General features: G+C 59.6%; 15 protein-coding genes, 1 tRNA gene and 1 pseudogene. 10 read left to right on the forward strand and 7 right to left on the reverse strand.

Annotation, left to right across the window (positions count from 1 at the left end; genetic code table 11):
- Positions 1 to 30: 30 nt before the first annotated feature.
- Positions 31 to 1,137 (reverse strand): hypothetical protein, encoded by a 1,107-nt coding sequence (locus tag AC0L3L_RS20560; protein WP_473638913.1) that lies wholly within the window; start codon positions 1,135 to 1,137, stop codon positions 31 to 33.
- Between the two features lie 569 nt (positions 1,138 to 1,706).
- Here AC0L3L_RS20560 and AC0L3L_RS20565 point away from each other — a divergent pair.
- From AC0L3L_RS20565 to AC0L3L_RS20575, 3 genes are all read left to right on the forward strand, one after another.
- Positions 1,707 to 2,591: a D-alanyl-D-alanine carboxypeptidase family protein gene (locus AC0L3L_RS20565; RefSeq protein WP_473638914.1), complete on the forward strand. Its 885-nt coding sequence runs from the start codon at positions 1,707 to 1,709 to the stop codon at positions 2,589 to 2,591.
- A gap of 385 nt (positions 2,592 to 2,976) precedes the next feature.
- Positions 2,977 to 3,053, forward strand: a tRNA-Arg gene (locus AC0L3L_RS20570).
- 1,089 nt (positions 3,054 to 4,142) lie between these two features.
- Positions 4,143 to 5,663 carry an alpha/beta hydrolase gene (locus tag AC0L3L_RS20575; RefSeq protein ID WP_473638915.1) on the forward strand — a complete coding sequence of 507 codons (1,521 nt, stop codon included), beginning with the start codon at positions 4,143 to 4,145 and terminating at the stop codon, positions 5,661 to 5,663.
- A gap of 494 nt (positions 5,664 to 6,157) precedes the next feature.
- On the opposite strand, the gene AC0L3L_RS20580 is transcribed toward AC0L3L_RS20575, so the two are convergent.
- From AC0L3L_RS20580 to AC0L3L_RS20595, 4 genes are all read right to left on the reverse strand, one after another.
- Positions 6,158 to 6,604: a hypothetical protein gene (locus AC0L3L_RS20580; protein WP_473638916.1), complete on the reverse strand. Its 447-nt coding sequence runs from the start codon at positions 6,602 to 6,604 to the stop codon at positions 6,158 to 6,160.
- A 30-nt stretch (positions 6,605 to 6,634) separates the two neighbouring features.
- Complete coding sequence (locus AC0L3L_RS20585; RefSeq protein ID WP_473638917.1) at positions 6,635 to 7,015, reverse strand: hypothetical protein; 381 nt, start codon at positions 7,013 to 7,015, stop codon at positions 6,635 to 6,637.
- 193 nt (positions 7,016 to 7,208) lie between these two features.
- Entirely contained in the window at positions 7,209 to 11,312 is a 4,104-nt protein-coding gene (locus AC0L3L_RS20590) for a type ISP restriction/modification enzyme (protein ID WP_473638918.1), read from the reverse strand.
- A 19-nt stretch (positions 11,313 to 11,331) separates the two neighbouring features.
- Positions 11,332 to 14,463, reverse strand: a complete 3,132-nt coding sequence (locus AC0L3L_RS20595; protein WP_473638919.1) for a helicase-related protein — start codon at positions 14,461 to 14,463, stop codon at positions 11,332 to 11,334.
- 319 nt (positions 14,464 to 14,782) lie between these two features.
- On the opposite strand from AC0L3L_RS20595, the gene AC0L3L_RS20600 reads away from it, so the two are divergent.
- The 7 genes and pseudogenes from AC0L3L_RS20600 to AC0L3L_RS20630 all read left to right on the forward strand — a co-directional run bounded on the left by AC0L3L_RS20600 (position 14,783) and on the right by AC0L3L_RS20630 (position 20,802).
- Entirely contained in the window at positions 14,783 to 15,016 is a 234-nt protein-coding gene (locus tag AC0L3L_RS20600; protein ID WP_473638920.1) for a hypothetical protein, read from the forward strand.
- A gap of 126 nt (positions 15,017 to 15,142) precedes the next feature.
- The gene (locus AC0L3L_RS20605; RefSeq protein ID WP_473638921.1) at positions 15,143 to 16,897 is read left to right on the forward strand and encodes an adenylate/guanylate cyclase domain-containing protein; all 1,755 of its coding nucleotides are present in this window, start codon (positions 15,143 to 15,145) and stop codon (positions 16,895 to 16,897) included.
- Between the two features lie 181 nt (positions 16,898 to 17,078).
- Positions 17,079 to 17,231, forward strand: a pseudogene (locus AC0L3L_RS20610) (IS6 family transposase); the annotation flags it as partial.
- Between the two features lie 64 nt (positions 17,232 to 17,295).
- Positions 17,296 to 17,580 carry a transposase gene (locus AC0L3L_RS20615; protein ID WP_473527129.1) on the forward strand — a complete coding sequence of 95 codons (285 nt, stop codon included), beginning with the start codon at positions 17,296 to 17,298 and terminating at the stop codon, positions 17,578 to 17,580.
- A 230-nt stretch (positions 17,581 to 17,810) separates the two neighbouring features.
- Entirely contained in the window at positions 17,811 to 19,523 is a 1,713-nt protein-coding gene (locus AC0L3L_RS20620; protein ID WP_473638922.1) for an FAD-binding oxidoreductase, read from the forward strand.
- Positions 19,524 to 19,631: 108 nt separating this feature from the next.
- Positions 19,632 to 20,282 carry a DUF1579 family protein gene (locus tag AC0L3L_RS20625; RefSeq protein WP_473638923.1) on the forward strand — a complete coding sequence of 217 codons (651 nt, stop codon included), beginning with the start codon at positions 19,632 to 19,634 and terminating at the stop codon, positions 20,280 to 20,282.
- Positions 20,283 to 20,355: 73 nt separating this feature from the next.
- Positions 20,356 to 20,802: a hypothetical protein gene (locus AC0L3L_RS20630; RefSeq protein WP_473638924.1), complete on the forward strand. Its 447-nt coding sequence runs from the start codon at positions 20,356 to 20,358 to the stop codon at positions 20,800 to 20,802.
- On the opposite strand, the gene AC0L3L_RS20635 is transcribed toward AC0L3L_RS20630, so the two are convergent.
- Positions 20,783 to 21,049 (reverse strand): VOC family protein, encoded by a 267-nt coding sequence (locus AC0L3L_RS20635; RefSeq protein WP_473638925.1) that lies wholly within the window; start codon positions 21,047 to 21,049, stop codon positions 20,783 to 20,785. The two genes, AC0L3L_RS20630 and AC0L3L_RS20635, sit on opposite strands and share 20 nt — an antisense overlap.
- A 92-nt stretch (positions 21,050 to 21,141) precedes the next feature.
- The gene (locus AC0L3L_RS20640) at positions 21,142 to 21,435 is read right to left on the reverse strand and encodes a GYD domain-containing protein (protein ID WP_065012366.1); all 294 of its coding nucleotides are present in this window, start codon (positions 21,433 to 21,435) and stop codon (positions 21,142 to 21,144) included.
- Positions 21,436 to 22,334 lie beyond the last annotated feature (899 nt).

Consider the following 22,334-nt stretch of genomic DNA (forward strand, 5'->3'; position numbering starts at 1 on the left):
CCGCTGAGCGAATGCCTGCGCACAACCCAATCAGACAGGAACCGACCTGCCAATCCTCAGGAAATCGCCGTCGAAAGCGACATCCCGCGTCGAACCGTCAGCCGCCGCAACACGCATGTGCCCCTGCGCGGTGGCGATGTCGCGCGGCGGCTCGCCGCCTGATAAGGGCAGTGCGCCGATGACGTGGCGGAACGAGACATTGCGGCCTTCGCCAAGGGCAAAGGCGGTCGCCACCCCTTCCCGCTTCAGCCAGTTGTCACCCAGCGACGCAGCATGGCCGAGCGCGGTGCGGCCGTCCTCGATGCCGAGCACGCCGCGATGGCGGCCGCTCCACGGCGGGTAGGCGCGACCGCCATTGCTGATCCACAGCATGGTGACCGGCAGCTCGGCCGGGTTCTTCAGCACCACAACGAGATCGGCTTCCGCTTTTCGCGCCAGTGCGGTCCAGCCCGGCCCGCCATGGTCGGCCTCGACCAGCGTGACGAAATCCTCCCGGCTCTGGTCCATGCGGTAGTCGGTCAGGTCGAGCGTGCCGCCATCGGCGGCCGGAAAACGCGTCAGGTCGGCGGAACGCGCGGGATAGGCGAAGCGGAAACGGCCGCGGGCCGGGTCGGGCTCGAGCGGGTCGTCCGGCGTTGCCGCAAATCGCTTCGGCGAGAAGGCCAGCTTGCCGCCGTCCTTCATCGCCGTCATCGGATGATGGGCGACGGAAATCGCGCCCGACCCGCCGGAAAAGACATGTTCCTGATAGAGAAACGGATGGTCGCCGCGCAAGGTGAGGACCTTGTCGACCGTCGCGCCCATGACCTTGTGCTGCAGCCTGAAAACGGCGCGCCAGCCATCGGCAGCCGCCGCGGAGGCGACGACATCCCAGGGGCTGTTGGCCGGCCAGCCATGCAAGGGTGCTTCCTCGACATCGCTTCGCGAAAACGGCGCGCATAAAAAATCGCCGGACAGGCGAACGGTGCCCTCGGGCAGGTCCTGCGGCAGCGTCTCGCGCGGCTCGTCGATCCACGGCGCGCGATGCAGCGGTTTTAGCCGGCGCCCGTCGATATCGACCACTATCTCGGCGAGATGGCCGACGGTGAGATCGACAGTTACCGAAATGCCTTTTGCCTTGATCGTGAGCGTATCCATGGCGCACCTGCTGATTCTGCCGGCGCCAGCAAACCCGCTCGGTGCCGGTTGCGCAAGCTGGGTGATGGGCACTATCGCAGGTAAAGCCGAGGTTTTCGCTCTACGATGTACCCCCACCCCTAACCCCTCCCCACAAGGGGGAGGGAGACTTCCGTTGGCGCTGACCTCGGCAAATTGCCTGCCTTCCGGCGCGCTAAAGGGAAAGTAAAGGCGCGCGGCAGCGTTCCCTCCCCCTTGTGGGGAGGGTTAGGGTGGGGGTCCATCGTAAAGCGAAAGCCTCGGCCCAGCGATAGCCCTGCCGTAAACGGGAGAGAAAGAAGCTGGCCGCAATGCCGGCGCCCTTCTTGCGAACGCTGGTGGTTGGCGAAACCGTCGATGACAGCGTCCCTCTCCCCGTCACTATACGGGGAGAGGATGCCGACAGGCAGGTGAGGGGCGGCGCCAACGCCAGGAGCGGGGGAATTCAAACCTGAAGCGATTGCCCTGAAGACCGGTGTTAACGAAATAGACGGCGCCATTGGGTTAGGCTAGTTTCCCATTCGTTTCAGCAACAGCTACCCTCCAGAACAGTGTCCAAACCGCGCCTCTTTCCGTTCATCCAAAGATTTGTCGCGGCGCTGGCGCTGCTAGGGCTCGTCGCCGGCTGCGCGACGACGCCGACTGAGACCATGCTGGCGGTGCCGGCGCCGGCGCAGAAATATGCGGCTGTCGTCATCGACGGCAGCAGCGGCAAGACGCTGTTCGAGGCCAATTCGACGGCGCCGCGCTATCCGGCGTCGCTGACCAAGATGATGACGCTCTACCTGCTGTTCGAGGCGCTGGATCAGGGCCGAATCAGCAAGACGACGCTGATCCCGGTCTCGGACAACGCCGCCAGGCAGCCGCCGACCAAGCTGCGCTTCAGGCGCGGCGAGACGATCGATGTCGAATCGGCGATCCGCGCGATCACCGTAAAATCGGCCAATGACGTGGCGGTCGCCGTCGCCGAATATCTCGGCGGCAGCGAACAGGCGTTTGCCGCGATGATGACGGCCAAAGCGCGCCAGATCGGCATGCGCAGCACCGTCTTCCGCAACGCTTCGGGCCTGCCGGACGCCGGCCAGCTGACGACGGCGCGCGACATGGCGGTGCTCGGCACGGCGCTGCGCGCCCGCTTCCCGCAGCATTTCCACTATTTCTCCGAAAGCGACTTCATGTTCCGCGGCAGGCTGGTGCGCGGCCACAACGACATGCTCGGCCGCGTCCGCGGCGTCAACGGCATCAAAACCGGCTATATCAGAGCGTCGGGCTTCAACATCGTCACCTCCTACGATGCCGACGGCCGCCGGCTCATCCTCGTGGTGATGGGCGCCGACAGCGCGCGCCAGCGCAACGACCACGTCGAGGCGCTGATCCAGCGCAACCTGTCGCCGACGTCGAACACGACGACGCGGCTGCTGTATGCCGAGCAGTGAGAGGGGTTCGGGAGTTGGGGGCGAGCTCTTGATCGGCGGTTTCAACTTGACAGGTGACGGCAATTATGCTAGGAATTTATTCATAGTGCTGATTTGCGCCCGCCCGCCGAGGCGGGTTTTTCGTTTCAGGCTTTGGCGCCATTCTCATAGCTCCGACAAAACCGCAGGTTGCCGGCCTTTGGCCTTGCTTCTCGTACCTTCGAGGGTCATGGCCGGCTCCAGATCGCGGGCCTCCGTGGAATGAGCAATCCCAAAAATGCGTTATTCCGAGTTCGCAGCCTTGCCGCCTGCCACTTGCCCGTTGAAGCCCGCGCCGGCTTCCGCTAAGAAGCCGTGGCTGGCCGGTTTACCGGCTGGTTCGTTTTCCGGATCGTCGATCCTGAAAGCACCCGTAGCTCAGCTGGATAGAGCGCTGCCCTCCGAAGGCAGAGGTCACAGGTTCGAATCCTGTCGGGTGCGCCAATAAATGTCGGACGACACAGAAGTTTGGACAACGACACAGATCATGGGACTCTTCGCAACCAAATACTAAGAAAAAGCTGGCAGGCTTTCGCGATATCGGATTCTTTAAAAAGTTGCGCCGGATACGCCGCAACAGCGTGGCCTGACACATAACCGCACCGATCACATGCCCTCGACGTTCGAAAACCTCCTTGCATCACGGGGCATCCACACATGACGCCTGGTACCCGCCAAGATCCGACCTACCCCTTGCAGACCATCTCTGAACGGAGGCCAAGGGAAAGTGGTGACCCAATGCCGCCTTCCGGCGCCGATTTTCCTCTCAAACCGGACCTTACTCGCTATCCAGCGTTCAATGACCCGTTGGTGACCTTCGTTCCTCGTGCCGCGACCGCTTAGCGCCTGATCTCGGCCATAGAGATCAGCTTTGCTGCATCCCGAAAGCGGACTTCGTCGGCGATCACGCTAGAGGTCGTGGTTGCGCCAGATGCCGCTTTATCAAGCCGATCCATAAATGTCGTGATTTGGGCTGTGTGCCGTCTGTCCGCTTGAAGCAAACGAACATAGAAAAGCGGTCATTCCTCTATAGCCACAATGTCGGCCGCCAGCACGACGGCGCACCCCGGACCGGACATTACTCAATCTGTGCGCCGTGATTGTATAGCCAGTTCTGCAGCGTTCGTTGGAGAGCCAAGGGGCAGAAAGTGCCAGGAGTCATCTAATGTGATGCAGCACTAAGACATCTGACCTTTCAGGGGTTGAATGCGGTTGTCTCGGATTAACGAGACGCTGTTCTCGTATCTGGCCGAGGCTCGGGTCCGGATCAACCCATGGACGGACGACAACAGCAGCCATCGACCGCACTTCTCGCCGGGTAATTTTACGCCCAACTAGTTCGCCAAAAACTCTGGAAAACTAGGCCGCCTTAGGCGAACATCAACCTAGGGACTTTCTCAAAAACCGGAGGAAACTTGTGGCGCTTGTCACCTAGTGTGTAACTTCACTCCGTGGAAGGATCTATTCGCCGATCAGTTTCTTGATTTAGAAGGCAGCACATCTGAAAGCGTAGCAGATCAAGGGGGGAAACACGTGGCAAAAGCAGAACATGTAGAGTGGGTTAAAGATGGCCATTCTGCTTGGAATGATCGTCGTCGGCTGGTGAAATTCAACCCCGACCTTTCGGGGCTGAATTTTCGCGAGGCTATTCCCGAATGGTATGATGGCAGGACGCGATCAGATTTCTTTAGGCGCTTCAATTTTTCCAACGCCAACCTCAGAGAGGCCAATTTTACTGGCCTTGATTTTTCGAGATCAAAGTTTGAAGGCGCTGACCTCTCTGGAGCTGACTTAACCGAAGCCACCTTTAACAGCGCAAAATTCAATCGCGCTGACCTTTCGAGAGTCAGAGCGCAGGGAGCCGACTTTATCCACGCAAATTTTGCCGGAGCACGGTTTGAAGATGCACAACTGGAAGGCGCTAATTTCGCTGGGGCGATCATCGAACGGCTTTCAATACCGCAAGCTCAGAGGCAGCGCGTCCTCGCCTCCGCTGACAAGACTGACGATTTCGACCTCGACGGCTGGGCGGGCGAGGCTTACTCGCTGCCGCGCCTGGGGATGCAAAATCCTGGTGACAGCAAAGAGCCGACCTACCAGGTACTCTATGCAACGAATCGAAATCTCCTTCGAACGGGGGCCGACATTTCGTTCGGCTCCGAACGCAACACCGCTCTCTCTTACGGATCCTGTGAAGTCTTCGTTCCCAAGGCGCACAAGGTAGGATCTATTGGTTCGCCATTCTGGAAACGGCTGCTCAAGGGTGATGACCGACTGAAAATTAGGAAGCTTGTTCTTCTCGACGATGAGCTTCACTGGCAGGTCGTGCGCGACAACTTCTCGACGTCAAAGGGCGCTTCCCCGCCGACTATTCTAATCCATGGCTACAACAACAATTTTGAAACAGCCGTGCTTTGGGCTGCCCAAATTGGGTTCGATCTTGGTCTTGAACGCGGAGTGAGCTTGTTCAGTTGGCCTTCGAAGGGGACGCTGAAAGGGTACCCTGCCGATGAGGCAGCCGTGGAAGCGAGCAAATATGTGTTGGTCGAATACCTTTTGAGTTACCTGAAAAACGCGAGAGGTGTCGGTGTGAACGTCATCGCGCACAGCATGGGCTGCCGCTGCTTAACAGGTGCCCTGGAAATCATCGGATACCAGCAACCGGACAAATTAAGCGGCATCAATCAGATCATACTGGCAGCAGCGGACGTAGACCAAGACGTGATGAAGAACGTCGGTCCGCACATCATTCTTAACTCCGGACGTACCACATCCTACGTTTGCGGCGGCGATGTCGCGCTGTCTGCATCAGGATGGCTTCACGATTATGCGCGAGTTGGCCTACTACCTCCAATATTTCTGTTCGACAAGATCGATACCGTCGAGGTTGAAAAGACGGACCTCTTTGGATGGGGGCACGGCTACGTAGCCGAGGCGAAGCCAATTTTGAACGATATTTTCCAGATCATAACGCACTCTGCGGCCCCCGAAAAAAGGTTTTCACTAAAACCAGCAAGTGCGAGTTCGTCAGCCCACTGGAAGTTGATTGATTAGAGAACCACCGTCCGTGTTGTCAGGGGCAAAGAAATGGTAAGTGCAAGAAGTGTGGTGAACTACCGCGATCTTGGCAAGGGGCCCCTCCGCATTTCGTCGCATCCCTCGAGCCGTGGCGCATCCGGGGCATCGAACTTCTACTGCACCATTGAAACGTCCGCCGTTTCATCGCGCTTATGGAGTGGCCTTTCTGTAACTTCCGCCTGACAGACGAACGGTCACTTCCGAATGGGTTCGCCACTCGCAATAACCGAGCGCCCGGCCACGAGTCTGTCGGCTGATTGGGCCGAGTTGCTAAAACGGCTTTTGGATGACGGCAAATGTAATCGCGCGACCGTAGCGGCGCATAGCTGCCATTGTTGCACGCCGGGGTATGCCCTGAGGTGACGTAACACCCTCCTCCCCGACCGATGTAACATCTGGGTTGACATCGACTATTTGTGACAAGGTAGCCTCGGGCTTAAACCTTGAGGTGACACTTCATGAGCCGATAGTTAGCGGGATTGCTGCTGCGGACCGAGCGTTGAGGCCGAGTCGGTAGGGAGTAAAATGAGTTGCGAACGATGCGCAAGAGCGCGGGTACATGCATGTCGAGACGCAAAACCCTTCGGCACCGCGCGGCTTGGGCTAAGCGCCGTATCGAGCGTCTGGATCGTGGGATCTACTGGCTGCGTCTGCCCATAGACGGGGACTTCATAGACATCCAACTGCAGTAGCCGTTCCGCTTCTTCACGGGTCACCTGCACACCGCTCGAGCCGATGAATTCAGGGTGGGCGCTGCCATAGGCCGATGGAAGGAGGTCCTCCACACGCATCCAGTCTTCGGGCACGATCCGCCACGCGCGGGTTGCCTTGACGGCGTATAGCCATTTGCCTCGCGACTCCGGGTCTTTCTTTCTCTTTCTCAGCCCATCGATCGCCGGAGATGAGGTCTTTCGCATGACCAATTTCGTGAGAGACCTCGAGGACACCTACCACTTGCCGCGCATGTTGTCGGGCCCCTTGCCCTTGGTCACATAAATCGCGACAAAGGCGCCAGGTTTCGACAGGTTCAGGTATCGAGACCTCTTTCCTTCGTCGGCAAATCCGATGCAACCCCAGTTGGCCGGGTCAAATCCCCAGAATGAGGTCAGCCAGGCGTCGCGGCCATTCGGCAATTTGTTTGTGTCTGGCGCCAGTTCCGGCACACTCGACCAGTCGAAGTCAAACACCTGCTGCTGCGCCGCCTCGATATCGATGTCGCCCAGTGCACCGCGAATATAGGCCATCGCATCGTCTGCAGGGTGCCGCTCGCCTTTCTTCACAAGGATTGTCGTTAACGGCGGCAGCTCATGGTCGTGGAGGTAGTGCAAGATCACTTCGAGATTGTTGCCCAGCCCCGCGACCCGTAGGGTGGTTCCAGCCGATCGCCTCGCCGACCTGTTGATAGGTGGCTCGTGTGCGTCTCATCGCCTTCTCGGCAAGAAAGCAGGCGATCTCAAACTGCAACGTATCCATCATGCTGTCTCGACGTGTGGGACAGCCAACGCCGCTGCTGTCGGTTTGTTATCTCCAATGCGTATTGATGTAGTTCGCAATTTCCTCACCCTTCAGCTGCTTTGTGACATTGCTGGTGCGCACGTAAAACTCGCGAGCTTCATTGTCTTTCAGGTACGCCGGTTTGGGTCCACGTTCCTTGACCTCCACAATGCAGGCGAGCTTGCCCTCGTGCGTGGCGAAACGGATTGAATACGATGGTGCGAATTCACTCCCGATCTGCTCATTCATCAGGTTTACGAGGGTCTGCTGAAACCACTCCCTTGAGCGCTTTTCCGGTGTCATCGTGGAAAAGTCCTGTTCAAGGCCAACGACTCTCTTGTCGTCGCTTACGCCGATGGCCAGCAAACCGGGCCCGGAGTTGAGAAACGCAACAATCGTTTTCAATGTGGCCTTGCGCACTAGTTTGCTTTTCGCGCCTTCCTTGAGGTCGAACTGTAGCGTGCTCTTGTATTCGAGGTCCTGGCCCTCATCCGCTTGGATTATCTGCTCGATTGTAGGCGGAGGCGGAGGTGGAAGATGAAATGCTCCCGGCCAGCCGCCGTGCTGTTCGATAACACGGTCGATCTCGCCCATCAGGCGCCGGGTCTCAGTTAGCGCGACAATTAAGCGCCGGTAGTGCAGAATATCTTCGTCGGTCAGCACACGACCAGGCGACGGGTTCGTGCCGCCCGTGGCGGCGCGGTCTTTGAGCCATTTCTGGCAGACCGGATAACCGCCGACATGGAACTCCCAGGCATCGCGCGGCACGTCCTCGAACCAGCGCGAGCCGTTGATCATTACTTTACCGTTCTCGTAGTCCGGAAAGCCCCGCTCCACCCGCGCCTCGCCGTGGCCGGCGAAGCGGATGTCGGGGTCCCGCAACACCGCCGCCTCGTCGGATTTCAGCAGGTGAAGCGCGACGAGTTCGGAGCCGAGCGGAACGATTGCGGCGAAGGTGGCGCGGTCCTTCGGCCTCGGGATGCGCGGGAAATCGGACTTCAGGAACTCGGCATAGCGCATTCGGTAGCCGTGCGAATGCAGGACGGCGTAGATCCAATCGAACAAGTCGCGCGGCCCGAATGTCCTAGTCAGATCCCCGCGCCCATCCCAGGCGGGTTCCAGAAGCGACGCCTGTTCGCCCTTTTCCTTTCGGTAGTCGGAGCCAAAACTCTGCTGCTGGCCCTTCGGTATTCCGTCTTCATAAGTCAGGTCGACGATATCGCCAAAGGCGACTGCCTGCTTGCGTTCCACGTTCGGCCGCCGGTGCGTCTCGCTGCCGGCTTGCTTTAGCCAAAGAGGGAACAAATAGCCGCGTTCCTTAGTTCGGTTCGAAATGAAGCAATCGTCCTGTATATTTTGACAGGCAAGAACATGCTCCCACGGAAATGCAGCTAACTGACGCACTGTCGAAAGCGCTAGATTGCGTCCATCGAGCATTTGAGACATGATTTCTTGTCGCGGCATGCACTGAAAGCCGCGAGAACTTCCAGTGAAAATCGTATAACGCGCATCGAATGGCCGGTAGGCGACCGGCTGAACATGATGGCGCCAATCCAATAGTGCCTTGAGGTCATCCTGCGCCCACTCGACTTGCCAGTCACGGGGCTCCTTCGTCCTCCTGAGGCTCACGCGTACGGGATTAGCCTTTGCCTCCAACTTCCAATCTTTTGCACCCCCTCGCCGATCACGTTCGAGCAACAATGGGTCCAAGTCTACTGCTAAGAACTGCTCGCCAGCCGTCTCCATCTCGGTTCTAGTGAACTGAACGCAAAGGTCGTCATTGGCTGTCACTATTCCTGCGTTATTCAGCGGAAGCATATCGCGCAACGATGGTTGTAAATAGAACTCAGTAAGGATTGGATTTGCACCACCTCTGGAGGTTTCCATCGGCGTCAATCTGAATATGGGAGGAAGAGGATGGAGCGGATTTACTGCGGCTTGCAAGCCATGTGCCTCTAGCCATGCTAACTTCCCCTCATCGGTTCCAGAGCCGACGCGCCCGAGCAGGTCAATTTGCTGAATTGTCGACTTTGTCGCGATCTTGCCGGCAATGGTGACGTTGGTGCCTTCTTCGATGGCGAAAACACCCTCATCGCGCGTCCCATCAGGCGCAACCTCGCGTTTGTTAATGTTGCCGTGGAGGTCGACGATACGAAGCACAGGAAATGCATCGATGATTTCAGTACGGACCCCGCGGAAGGTCGCGCTATCGAGCCAAGAATTGGACGTGATGTAGCCAAGAACGCCAGTGCCGGTCTGCTCGATCTGGCTCAATGCAAAGGCTAGGAACTTCACATAGTCATTGTTGAGCCATTTCGGATTTCGTTCGTTGAGCGGCTCACCGCGCACCTTGAAGAAGCGCTGGATGAGCTCGCCCGCATAGGTGAGCTTGCCTTTAATCTTGCTAGGATTCTCGGAGTGGCCCTTGTAGGGCGGATTGCCTATGACGACCGTGAACGGAGTGCGGTCCTTCGCCTCGTTGGCACGTTGCGCCTCATGTGCCAGCGCCTCCAGCCGCATGCGCTCTTCGAGATCAAGCTCGCGCGATGGCTGCAGGGAGTTGGTCAACAGGACGTGCAGGCGTTCGGCCGAGCCAAAACGATATCCCGTCTCGACCAGTTTCAAGCCAACCTTCATGTGAGCGATGGCGTAAGGCGCCATCTTCAGTTCGAAGGCGGTCAGTCGCGGCAGTAGGTGTTTTGGCACATAGGCATTCCAGAGTTCCTTGATCTCCGCTTCCGACTTTCGGTCCTCTCGCCAGGTCTCCTCCATCCGCTTGTGAATGAGGTCGATCACCTCGACGAGAAAGGTGCCTGTGCCAGTCGCCGGGTCGAGGATCTGGACGAAAGGTTGATCCGGCTTCACATGGGTTGGAATTTTTATCCGCTCATCCCGCGCCGTCATCTCTTCCCAGGTGGTGGTATCCGCGAGTCCGAGCGGCAGACCAAACTCGGTGCGCAGCATTTCGTCCACACCGCGCACAATGAAACCCACCACGGCAGGCGGTGTGTAGAAAATACCGGCGTCGACCTTCTGCTCCTTGTCGTAAGCATTCAGGAAATCTTCATAGAAGTGGATCACCGGATCTTTCTTGGGATTGCGGTTGCCGAAATCATTCAAAACCGCGTCCATGTTGGCATAATTAAGGGCATCCACCACATCGCGAACGCCGAGTTCGTCGAAATCCAGACCCCGACGCGCATCACGCCCACCTAGAGAAAGAAAGGACGCGAACAGTTCGCGCAGGAACGGGTTCGTCTTCGGCACCATGTCCGAGAGGTTGTCGGCGACGAGATCGGCTCCCGGACGCGAAATCTTTGCTGCCAGCAGACCATATGAAATGGTCTGGGCGAACATGTCGGCAAAGCCGTCTTCGTCCAAGTCTTGGATGAGGTTTTTGCGGAAGGCGTCGAGCAACCCGCGCATCGGACCGCTCTCGGACTCGGCCCCCAGCAATTGATTTGCCCGAGCACGGATATTCGAGGCGAGGATCGCCAAGCGGATTGCTAAATCTCGCGCCGTTCTGATGACTTCGCCGTGCCGGATCTCGAAGGCGCTTCCCCAGTCTTCGCGCCAGCTCTTGACGTCAGCGGGGTCGTCCGGCCAATGCAGCCGCTTGCTAAGCATCTCGGCGACATATTGGTTGTGCAGCCTAGTATCGCGCCCGTTCCAGCCTAGCACGTTCAGAACAGGAAGATCGCCTGTATCGGAGGCATCTGAGAAGTGAGCGAAGGCGATCTCGCGCTCGCCAGAACGGCCAAAACTGGTCACGAAGATCAGGTCATGGAGCTGCCAGGACTGGCGATTCGGCGTCTGGGCTCCCGCGCGCTTCCTAACCACCAAGCCCCGCAGCATGCGACGTAGCACGGTGACCGAGATGTTCTTGTTCTCGAACGAAATGAAAAAGATACCCCAAGCCTGGTCCGTGACCAATGGGCGGAGCTGGCGGATTTCTCGGATCTTGGCGACCTCATCCTGCTTCAGGCCGAGATCGCCAGCGTCATACTCATAGACGATATCATCGAAGCCGTAGTCATCGCCGATTGGCCACTCGAGTTTGTCGCGCAGAAGATCAACCAGCTTCGAAAAATTGCCGACGCCAGCAAGCTCCGCCGCTGTGACTTGGCCCATGTTTCCCCTCCCGATATGTCTAGCTGAGTTCCATCCAGGCCCTGAGGACCGGTCTGACACCGACCGGCGCCTGAACGCGGCGCAAATAGGTCTTGGCTATGTGTTTCTCGACGAGCGTACGAATGTCGCTGAGGTGGAGCCGCTCCATATCCGTCTTGCGACGAGTCTCTGGCGTGGAGCGGATAAGCCCGATGATGTCGGAAGCTTCCTCCACAATCTTCTCCGAAGCTAGATCGTAGAGATACCACTTCACATCGCCGCTGTCGGTATTCCAGACGTCCTCCCCCGAAACCTCGCTCGCTTGACGGTCGTGCGCCGGGCGGGCAAAACAGAAGAACACCCCCCTTGTGTTCGGCTTCGAGTGCGCTTTTCCTGAAAAGATGCCGTCGGGAAATCCAGAGACGATTTCCTCCAGCCCGGGACAGTCCCTCAGCAGGTCCTGCCACTCCAGATGCATGGCCTCGTCGGCGCTGATGGTCCCTTCGCGCTGTTCGTCGAAATTGTGCAGATCCTCATAGTCATCATCTGACTTTAGAAGCTTCCCGCCCTCAATGCCGAGCGTCTTGGAAATGCGCAAGGTCTTGTGGGAAACCCGGTTGTAGAGCCGCAGAAGATCGTCGAGCTCGTCCGGCGGCAGGAAGTTCCAGTAGCCGATCGTGCCCCTCAGCTTCTCCTGGTCGGGATGGTCTCCGATGATGCGCTTCTCAATCTTCGGGTTCATGCGCCGGTCCACGCGGCCGATGCGTTGCATCAGTCGAACTGGATTCCAGTGAAGGTCGTAGTTGATGAGGCGGGAGGCGTCCTGGAGGTTGAGACCTTCCGAAAGAACGTCTGTCGAGATGAGGACACGGATTTCCTCTTTGCCCTCCTTGGCCAAGGCTGGACTGGAGCTCTCATTGTAGTAGGGGGAAAAACGCTGGATGATGCTGGTGCGATTGCCCGCGGTTCCGCTGTCGATCTCCGAGACGCCCTCAATCCCCGCGAGCTGCAGCTGTTCGGCCAGATAGCGGGCAGTGTCGCTAAATTCGGAAAAGACGAGAACTTTGTGCTGCTTCATCACCGGATCGGTGCGGAGCAACCTGATCAGTTCATTCAGCTTCTTGTCCTGGGCTGGCTTGAATTTTTCCAGCTCGTTCAGGAAGTCGGCCAACTGTTCGAGATCCTGGAGCGTGTCGTGGATGATTTCGTCCACGGCGAACTCGTCCCGCGAGAGCTGTTCGACCGCTTCAAGCATCTCCGGCGAAATGATATCCTCCTCGACGTCCTCCTCGAGAATGTCCAACTGCGCCTTGTATCCGAGCAGATTGCCGTTCTTTCGCTTCCACCTTTCAACCAGTGCTTTTTCGTGGTCGGTGTCGGCATGCACCTCCACCCAGGCAAGGAGCTTGTGCAGCAACCGCCAGCAGGACTGCCGAAAAGCCTCGGCGGAACTTTCGAAGCGCTTCAGAAAGCTCGTTCGGATGAGCGCAACTACCTGTTGCCGGCGTCCTCGTTCCATCGCCGGGATGACTTCGGGGTCGTGTCCCTTGTAGTAGGCATAAGGATTGTAGATGCCGAGTACGAAGAGAGGTGCGCGTTTGTGGAAGGCGGTCGCCACCATGTCCAGCAGCTTCCCGTAGGTCTGCTTGACCGAGTATTCGGCAACCTGGGGTTTGCGAGGTTCTGGAAATAGAACATGACCGTCGCCCTCTCGCGACATACTTTCCTTCACGTAGCGCCGACTTCGCTGCACGACCAACGCGTCGAAGAGCGGATCAGCCTGTAGGCGCGGACCAGCGTCAGCTATATTCAATTCGCGCTGCTCGCCGTCGCTTCCGTTGCCATAGATCTCTCGCTCAATCTCCTTCTCCAACTGTCGAATATGGCCAGCGAGCGAGTGGATGCCGAGTGGCGCTTCCCTGAAATGGTCCGTTCGGTGTTGTGAAAAGAGCTCGACCATATGCTGGAAGTCGAGAAGGCTGTTGTTGATAGGCGTCGCCGTCAGAAGATAGAGCTGCTTGTTGGCGACGATGTCGTACAGTCGCCAGTAGCGCGACTTCCGCCCTTCTCCCTCGAGACCCCGGGTGCCTGTGTTCCGGAAATGGTGCGCCTCATCGATGATGACGATATCCGCCTGAGCAGCCACCTGCTCTAGCTCCTCGGCCATTCTGTCGCGAGCCAAATCAGTGTGGCTGAAAATCTTGAGGCGACTGAAGCCTTTGAAAACGTCGGGAAGCCGTTTTGAAAGCTCCCGCTCCCATACGGGCTCTTTGGCACCCTTTGGCACAAAAAGCACAACGTTCTTCTGATCGTGGCGAACAAAGCGTTCGATCAGCATGAGTCCGACAAAGGTCTTGCCGAGACCGACGCCGTCGCAGAGGAAGGCACCGCCGAACTTCTCCGCACGTTTCATTAGGGCGGCGTAACCATCCCTCTGATACTTCGCGAGCGCGGGATAGATCCGCGAAGAGTTCGTTTCCCATTCCGTGGCCGTTTCCTCGTGGCCGAGGAAATACTGCTGAAGCGAGCGAGTGTAGATTTCAAACGGCGAATATGAACGGGTGTGACGTTCCAGAACCGACAGGACTTCCGGCGTCACGTCCTCCGCCTCTTCCCATCGTTCCTCGTACCATTCCTGGAGCACGGCCACGGGCGTGCCAGTGATCTGAACGTTGAGCTCGATGTTTTCCGTTAGCCCGGGAAGGGTGAGATTTGATGAGCCTACTAGAGCGGACGAGCCGACGACTTCAAGTCTGCCGTGCGTGATATAGGCCTTCGCATGGAACTTGTCTTTGCGGTAGACGCGGCACTCGATCTGCCCCGATCTGATCGCCTCGACCACCGCATCTACACCGGACAGGAAGTGATTTTTGACTTTCTCGCGCTCCACGCTCTGGTCAAGTTTGGCCTTGATATCGGTAAGGGCTGCCTCGAATGCTCTCTTAGTGCGCCGAGATACCTGATCGCCCATCAAAATGCGTATTTTGTCGACCTTCTTCCACTCACCGCCGAGCGCGAGCAGCGCACCGATTTCGAAGTAGCCGGTGGCGATATCGAAGCCCTTCGATATTTGGCACCAATCATGCAGGTATCTGAGCGCCCGCCACTCCTCGGCGCTATTGTCGACGATGAACAGCTCGCTTCCAACTTTGTGGCTGGATCGTTTAGGCATTCCGAGACGCGCTCCCCCTGCGCTTCGCTAGGCGACGACCTGACTTCACCGGCGAGCTCCAGTCAACTCCCATTCGGCGAGGTACTGCTGCAAATTGCAATTTGTGAAGCGCCACGGCCTAGTGGTGAAACCGGCTTCCTGCCAGAAATACATGCGGCTATTGTTTGCGAGCTCACATTGATTCTATCAATCTGAATGGGCGAGGGGCGACGTCGAATCCAGTCCTGCCCACCCATCTCACTTTCCACCTCAGCTGTGCTCTGGAACCCAATCCACCTCAAATGACTTGTCCGTAGGTAGATTTGAAGGAGAGAACCCATTGTCCGCACCTGAGGAAATGGATGTCGTCCTCGAAAAGCTGCCTTTGAGGATCGGCGCCTATATACCCGACGACTTGCTGGAGGACTGGTTCGCGCCGGGAACGGGCATGAACCCGGTCAGCAAGGAAGCGCTGGCAGCCGCCAAGACTTACGGATGGCGCTTCGAATGCGAGTTCAAGCACTACCCCGAACGGATGGAGGGCGTGTTCTGGAAGTGGGTGCCGGCGATCTGATCCGCACAACGACGCCAGCCTAAGTAAGGCGACGCTGCCGTTTCTGGTCTCGGATCTGTCAAACCGAGTGGACTTGAAGGCCATGCGTACCTATCTGCTGATACGTTCTCAGCGAATGTTAGGCATATGAGTAACGAACGCATTCAACGTCGGCTTGCCGCCATTCTGGCGGCTGACGTCGTCGGCTACAGTCGGCTCATGGAGTGGGATGAAGCAAGCACGCTGACGGAGCTGAAGCTCCGGTGGAGCGATATGGTGGAGCCGCTCGTCGCCCGCCATCAGGGCCGTGTCTTTAAGACGATCGGCGATGCGATACTGGCCGAGTTCGGCAGTGCCATTGGCGCCGTCGAATGTGCGATCGAAGTGCAGCAGGCCATGGCCGCGGCGAATGCCGACGTTCCCGCGGAACGGCGCATCGTGCTGCGCATTGGTGTCCATCTCGGCGATGTAATGGTCGAGGGCAGCGATCTTTATGGCGACGGCGTCAACGTGGCCACTCGCATCGAGGGCCTCGCCGATCCGGGCGGCGTGGTGATTTCGGATGGCATCCACGAGCATATACGCGGCCGCCTGAGCATCGATTTCGTCGACGGCGGCAATCGCGAGGTCAAGAACATCGAGCGCGCGCTGCACATCTGGACCTGGTCGCCGCAGACAGCGACGCCCGCCGATGCAGTCGGTGGATTGCAGCCGCCGCGCGGCAAGCCGTCGATTGCGGTGCTGCCGTTCGACAACATGTCGGGCGATCCCGAGCAGGGCTATTTTGCCGACGGGATCACCGAGGACATCATCACCGACCTTTCGAAGGTCTCGGGCCTGTTCGTCATCGCCAGGAATTCCTCCTTCGCCTACAAGGGCCAGGCGCCGGACGTGCGCAAGGTGAGCCGCGAGCTCGGCGTCCGCTACGTGCTGGAGGGAAGCGTGCGTCGGGCCGCCAATCGCATCCGCATCAACGCCCAGATGATCGACGGAACGACGGGCGGCCATCTCTGGGCGGAGCGCTACGATCGCGGTCTCGAAGACATCTTCGCGGTTCAGGACGAGGTGACCCGCACCATCGTCAGCGCGCTCGAGGTGAAGCTTACCACCGGCGAGGAGGCGCGGCGCGGCAAGCACGGCAAGGTCGATCCGGAGGTCTACGATCTGATCGTCCGCGCCCGTCAGACCGCCTTGCAATTTCGTCCCGAGGCATCGGTTGAAGCGCGCAAGATGCTAGAGCGCGCACTGGCGATAGATCCGGGGCTGGCTCTCGGCTATTCGGGGCTCGCCATGGTCACCTTCGCCGACTACGTCAACCAGTGGAACGGCGCGACCGAGGACAATCTGACCAAGGCGCGGGAACTGGCGCATAAGGCGATCGAAACCGACGACACCGAGCCGCAAGGCCATATCGCGCTTGCGATCTGCCTTTCCTGGATGCGGCGCCTGGACGAGGCGGAGCATGAAGCGGAGCGCGCCATCGCTCTCGACCCCAATTCCGCACAGGCCTTCAGCGTACTTGGCAGCGTGAGGGATTTCCAGGGGCAGCATGAAGATGCGGTTGCGCTTTTTACCCGGGCCCATCGGCTCGATCCCCAGTTCGACATGTCCCTGCACCTAATGGGAAGGGCCCTCCTGGCGCTTGGCCGCTTCGACGAAGCCGAGATCGCGTTCAAGCGGCGGCTGGCGCTGGCGCCGCGGACGGACATGACGCGCTTCTATCTCGCCTGCCTCTATGGCCTCACCGGACGCCATGACGAAGCGCGCCGCTACTGGCAGGAGACGCAGCAGGTCAATCCGAACTTTTCCGTTGAACGCCTCGGTCAGATACTCCCCTATCGGAATCCCAGTCAGCTCGGTCGGCTGGTGGAGGGGCTGCGCAACGCCGGCATCGCGATCTGATCAGATATTCCGGTCCACCAGGCAGATGTGGCAGCAGCCGGAACCATGGCCCGGAGTCCAGGTGACGTTCTCGAAACGCACACCTGTCGCCTCGAACAGGCCACGTTCGAATGCGCCGGCAATGCGGCACAGAACCGCGAGCTCTCGTCGCCAACGCCGGCATCCAGTCAGCCGTCTTTCAATTCGACCGATGCTCGGCTTCAAGCCGACCGTCACCGCCGGCATCATCCTGTCCGGTATCGAGATGGTTCACATGATGCGCAAGCACCAGGCGAGGTACACCTACAATCCCAATCCATCCCTGGCCGAGCAGTTCGCCATTCTCGCCGCCTGACCAACAGCGCACCACTTCTCCCTGCGTCCCAAGTCAGCCGTTGCAACAAAACCAGTCCCGGATCGTGGCGGAGACGCTGGTGCCTGGCACATCGGTGGCCGAAGCGGCGCGCCGGCGCAACATGAACGCCAACATGCTGTTCATTTGGCGTCCCGAGGTCGGGCAGGGCCGCCTGCCAGCTGTCGCGCCCCAGCCGAAAGGGGCCGACAAATCCGCTGCGATGGAGTTCATCCCGATAGGCATCATCGGTCGCGATGACGGGCCCAGGCCTATAAGCGCGGCGCCGCGATGCAAGCCTCGCTCGCGATTATTTCGGGGCCCACTGAGCCGGAGCCGCGCGATACCTTGAGGAGACCCTGGAGCGGAGGGATAAGCGGAATCCAGACACCTGATCATTGCGGATGTGCCGAGGCGGCGGTAGCTTACCTCCGGGCCATCGAACACGGGCCTTCGGGCTAAGGACGGGGTCAAATGAACAGAAGACGTCTATTGCGGACAACCGCAGCAGCCCTCCCCTTCCTGCACAGCCTGTGGTCGTGGGTGCTCAGCCCGATCCAGGCGGCGGCAGCAGACCGTTCTATGTCGCGCGTCCGTCCGACTCACCCGGAATGGCCGTCCCAGGCAAGTTGGGACCGGCTTAACCAGGAGGTCGGGGGTCAACTCGAAAAGGTTCGCTCACCGCTCGCCGCGTGCATGGAAGCGCCGTCGAGCCCCCGCTGCACCGATGTCTTCAAGGAACTGAAGAATCCCTATTACCTCGGCGACGAGGTTGGGCTAACGCAGACCCTCGGCTGGGTCGATGGCTGGACGTCACAGCCGAGCGCCTATGCGGTGGCCGCCCGAACGACCGGCGATGTCGTGGCGGCGGTAAATTTCGCCCGCGAGAACAATTTGCGGCTCGTCGTGAAGGGCGGCGGGCACAGCTATCAGGGCACCTCCTGTGCCCCGGATTCCCTGGTGATCTGGACACGCAAAATGAACGCCGTCACCTTGCATGATGCGTTCGTCGCCACGGGATGTGCCGGGCAACAGCCGCCGCAGCCGGCCGTCACCGTCGAGGCAGGCGCGATCTGGGGTCACGTCTACGACGCCGTCACGACGAAGGCGGGCCGCTACGTCCAGGGTGGCGGCTGCCTGACGGTGGGCGTTGCGGGCCTGATCCAGAGCGGCGGCTTCGGCAGTTTCTCGAAGGCCTACGGGATGGCCGCGGCGAGCCTGCTGGGGGCCGAGATCGTTACCGCCGATGGCGAAGTGAGGATCGCCAACGCCTACACGAACCCTGACCTATTCTGGGGGATCAAGGGCGGCGGTGGCGGCAGCCTCGGCGTCGTAACGCGGCTAACGCTGCGCACACACGAACTGCCGCAGTTCTTCGGCGCGGTGTTCGCGACGATCAAGGCGGCATCGGACGCCGCCTTCCGCCGGCTAATCGGCCAGATCCTGGAATTCTACAGCGCGGCGCTGTTCAATCCGCATTGGGGCGAGCAGATCCGCCTCCGGCCGGGCAACGTTCTCGATATCGCAATGGTGTTCCAAGGGCTCGACCAGCAGAAGACGGAGACGGTCTGGCGGCCGTTCTTGGACTGGCTGGAAGGCGCTCCGCAGGATTTCAGCCTCGACTCGGAGCCGATGATCATGGCGGTGCCGGCTCGAAATTTCTGGGACCCCGCAATTCTCACACAACTTCCCGGATTGGTGATCGCCGACGATCGCCCCGGCGCGCCAAAAGCCAACCTATTCTGGGCAGGCAACGTGGGGGAAGCGGGACAGGTCCTGCACGGTTATCAGTCCGCCTGGCTTCCGTCCTCCCTCCTGCAACCGGGCCAGCAGGGCCGTCTTGCCGATGCCCTGTTCGCGGCGACCCGGCATTGGGGCATCTCCTTGCACTTCAACAAGGGCCTGGCAGGCGCCTCTGCGGAGGCAATTGAGGCGGCCCGCGACACGGCGACGAACCCGGCGGTGCTCGACGCCTTCGCGCTGGCCATCAGCGGCGCCGAAGGGCCGCCGGCCTATCCCGGCATTCCCGGTCACGAGCCCGACGTGCCGACCGCCCGCCGGCATGCAGCCGCGATCGACAACGCAATGACCGAGGCGCGCAAACTGCCGGCCGTCGGCTCCTATGTGTCGGAAAGCGATTTCTTCGACGAGGCGTGGCGGGAGTCTTTTTGGGGCTCGAACTACGCAAGGCTCCTCGCCGTGAAGGACAAATACGACCCTGACGGCCTCTTCTTCGTGCATCACGGTGTGGGCAGTGAACGCTGGAGCGCCGACGGCTTCACGAGAGTGACCTGACATTGGCGATCGGGGCAAGGAACCTCTGCGGACACCTCAAGTCGCGCTAGAATGACGGCCTTTAACAGTGGGGCGACAAGTGTCCTCGCAACCAGTCGGAGGCAGACCATGAGCATTCCTTTAAGCCGGACGCTTCTCGCCGCCATTCTCTTCGTCATCCCATTGGCTGCGGCCTCAGCGCAGGAGAGTGGCGGATCGGCCGCCCCCGCGACCGCGGCCCAGGAAATGCCTGATTGGTTCAAGCGGGGCCTTCCCGGCCCGGGCCACGCCGCCCTCGAGCCGCTTGTCGGCCTGTGGCGTGTGCATTTCGAAATCCACGGCTCGCTCGGCCGCAGTCCCAACGACGCGCCGCTAGTTTCCGACGACGTCTTCTGCCGACGCGAATGGGTGGCCGGCGGCCGCTACATCGAGGACACCACCGAAGGCACGATCGAGGGTGGGCCCTACTGGCGCCGCGGCTGGCTCGGCTACAGCAACATGGACCGCCGCTATGAATGGGTCACCATCGACGCCACCAACTCGACGATGATGACCTATGTCGGCGAACGAGGCTCGGGCAATCAGCGGCCGATCGACATGAAGGGCGAATTCACCGATCAGGGAGTTGCGGGCGAGGCGGCGGTCGGCAAGCGGGTTCCGATGCGCACCGAAATACGCATCGACGACAACGACCACCACACCATCGACCTCTATTTCACACCGCCCGGCAAGTCCGAGGTCCTGGCGACACGTGCCGCCTACACCCGCCTTGGAAAATAGCGGCGTCTGCATTTTCGGTCGCTAGCCTGAGCGTGATCACGGGCCACATCTTGGATGCGCTCTCGAAGCCTCATTGCTGGACCTTGAGGCGCTCGGCTGGGAGAACATCTTCCGTCGTCTCGCAATGCTGCGTGCGCGCTTGGCCGGAAATCTGATCAGGATCGGCACCGACATCGTGACGTCGCAGCGTGAGGCCGCCGGTATCATCTCCTTCAGGTCATCGGATGCCGAGGCGCTGGCGGCGCTGCTTCGAATGCGCAGCGTCCGCGTCGAGGCGCGCAACGGGCTCGTGCGCGTCTCACCCCATTTCCACAACCGCGAAAGCGAGATCGATAGCTTCTGCGAAATTTCTAGCAGCTTGTCGAGGATACCGAGCGCTCTGACCGATGGTGGGCGCTATGAAACTCAATCCGAGAGCACGAAGATTCTCACTTTTGGCATTAATCGCCGACGAAATTTTTCGCGGATGGCTGCCTGGAGTGCTCCTCCAACTCGCCCGATCAATGCGATCCGAGCATGATTAGGTTGTTCTCGCTGTCGCGGAAAAGGGCGTAGGTGGCGCCTGGCTCCCAAGGTGCCGGCGACGGCGGTTGCGTGAACTCCACGCCGCGCTCTGTCAGCCGTTCATAGGCCGCCCCGACATCGGGTGTAATTAGAATTGCAGGACACGGTCGCCGCCGGCTCAGACATTCCAGGGAAGCCTCCCGGAAGCACTGAGTCACAAACCACGTGAACCATCTCTTCCGAAGCCCGCGCCCACAGGTCACGTGCCCAAACCCCGGAACTGTGGATCGGCGCGGTCGCGTCGGCCGTTTGCCTGCGCCAACGGTCGGCGCGATCCTTATTGTCGCTTCTTTTTTCAACCCATCTTGGCAATGACCTTTGCCATATCGTTGGCGTCGAACGCCCTTAGGGTCTGCGTTCGGACGTTGCCGAGCGAAGCTATTGATAAGCTGAGCGCGGTCGCGGCTATATCATCGTCGGCTTCGGCAATCGCGACCACGTCGTGCTGACCGAGCGTCCAGTAAAGCGAATGCACTTTGACCCCGCTTTTGGCCGCCATCTCCTTGAATGCTTCAGCACGCTTTACGGTGTCCTTGACTGTCTTTGCCCCCTGATCCGTGAAGTTGGTGAGCAGCACATAGTAAGCCATATTATCCTCCCATAGACAGGGAGGCGTGCGGGCGCTTCGGCGACCGCCGTATCTCCCGCCTCAAAGCATAGCACGTCACGCGAACTGCGTCCCATTGCTAAGGCCGATTGCAAGAATGGCTCCCTTATGACGCCTTGGCTCGGGAGCAGTGGGCGAAGGCCCTAGCAGGCCGTTGAAGAAGGATCACGTTTGGCCTGGAGGATGGCCTCGTCGCCATTGTGATGCGAATGTGATCTCGATCGAGCCGTGGTCCAGCAGTTCGGCGAAGCCATCCCTGCGACGTCGTCCAACTCCTCGCAGCCGGCCCAAGTGTAGGAAGACCGTCGAGGGACTGTAGCTGAGATCGACGGCCACTTGGAGGACAAGACTTACAGCACGCTTTCGCCACCAGCCAGAACGATTGTCATAGCGGTGTCTGTCGCTGTCCTGAGTCCAGAAGCTCGAGTCTCGATTTTCGGGCAACAATCTTCGCCCGATGTGTGGACGGGTTCATGTAAAGCGCTCTATCGCAGAGATGGTGGCGAAGTTTTCCTTCGCTGATCCGGACAAGGTCGACCGGCTGTCGAACCAGTTTCCGGTCTAGAACGGCGCACCCCGGCTGACATATCCGATGATCGTTGTCGATGAGTTGGTGCGCGGTACGACCATGTTTGTGTCGGCGCGGTGGGGTCTGATCCCGTATTGGGCGAAGGACCCGAAAGGTGGCGCACAGCCGAATCAACGCCAAGAGCGAGACTTTGAAGACCGACGGCCGAGTGGTGCCGCGCGAAGGCGGCGACTGGCAGGTGTCAAACGTGCGGTGCCGTGCCAATCGGCAGCTTTGCCCATTCCAAGATTGCGGGTCCCTGATATATTACTCTGACCATCTCGTTCGCAGGATCCGTTTTGCGCATATGCAG

It is taken from the genome of Mesorhizobium sp. WSM4849 (assembly GCF_055811385.1).

Excerpts from the sequence above, each read along its gene's own strand:
- AC0L3L_RS20640 (WP_065012366.1), bottom strand. The coding sequence starts at position 21,435 with ATGGCTTACTATGTGCTGCTCACCAACTTCACGGATCAGGGGGCAAAG.
- AC0L3L_RS20625 (WP_473638923.1), top strand. The coding sequence starts at position 19,632 with ATGAGCATTCCTTTAAGCCGGACGCTTCTCGCCGCCATTCTCTTCGTC.
- AC0L3L_RS20560 (WP_473638913.1), bottom strand. The coding sequence starts at position 1,137 with ATGGATACGCTCACGATCAAGGCAAAAGGCATTTCGGTAACTGTCGAT.
- AC0L3L_RS20605 (WP_473638921.1), top strand. The coding sequence starts at position 15,143 with ATGAGTAACGAACGCATTCAACGTCGGCTTGCCGCCATTCTGGCGGCT.
- AC0L3L_RS20580 (WP_473638916.1), bottom strand. The coding sequence starts at position 6,604 with ATGCGAAAGACCTCATCTCCGGCGATCGATGGGCTGAGAAAGAGAAAG.
- AC0L3L_RS20590 (WP_473638918.1), bottom strand. The coding sequence starts at position 11,312 with ATGGGCCAAGTCACAGCGGCGGAGCTTGCTGGCGTCGGCAATTTTTCG.
- AC0L3L_RS20595 (WP_473638919.1), bottom strand. The coding sequence starts at position 14,463 with ATGCCTAAACGATCCAGCCACAAAGTTGGAAGCGAGCTGTTCATCGTC.
- AC0L3L_RS20620 (WP_473638922.1), top strand. The coding sequence starts at position 17,811 with ATGTCGCGCGTCCGTCCGACTCACCCGGAATGGCCGTCCCAGGCAAGT.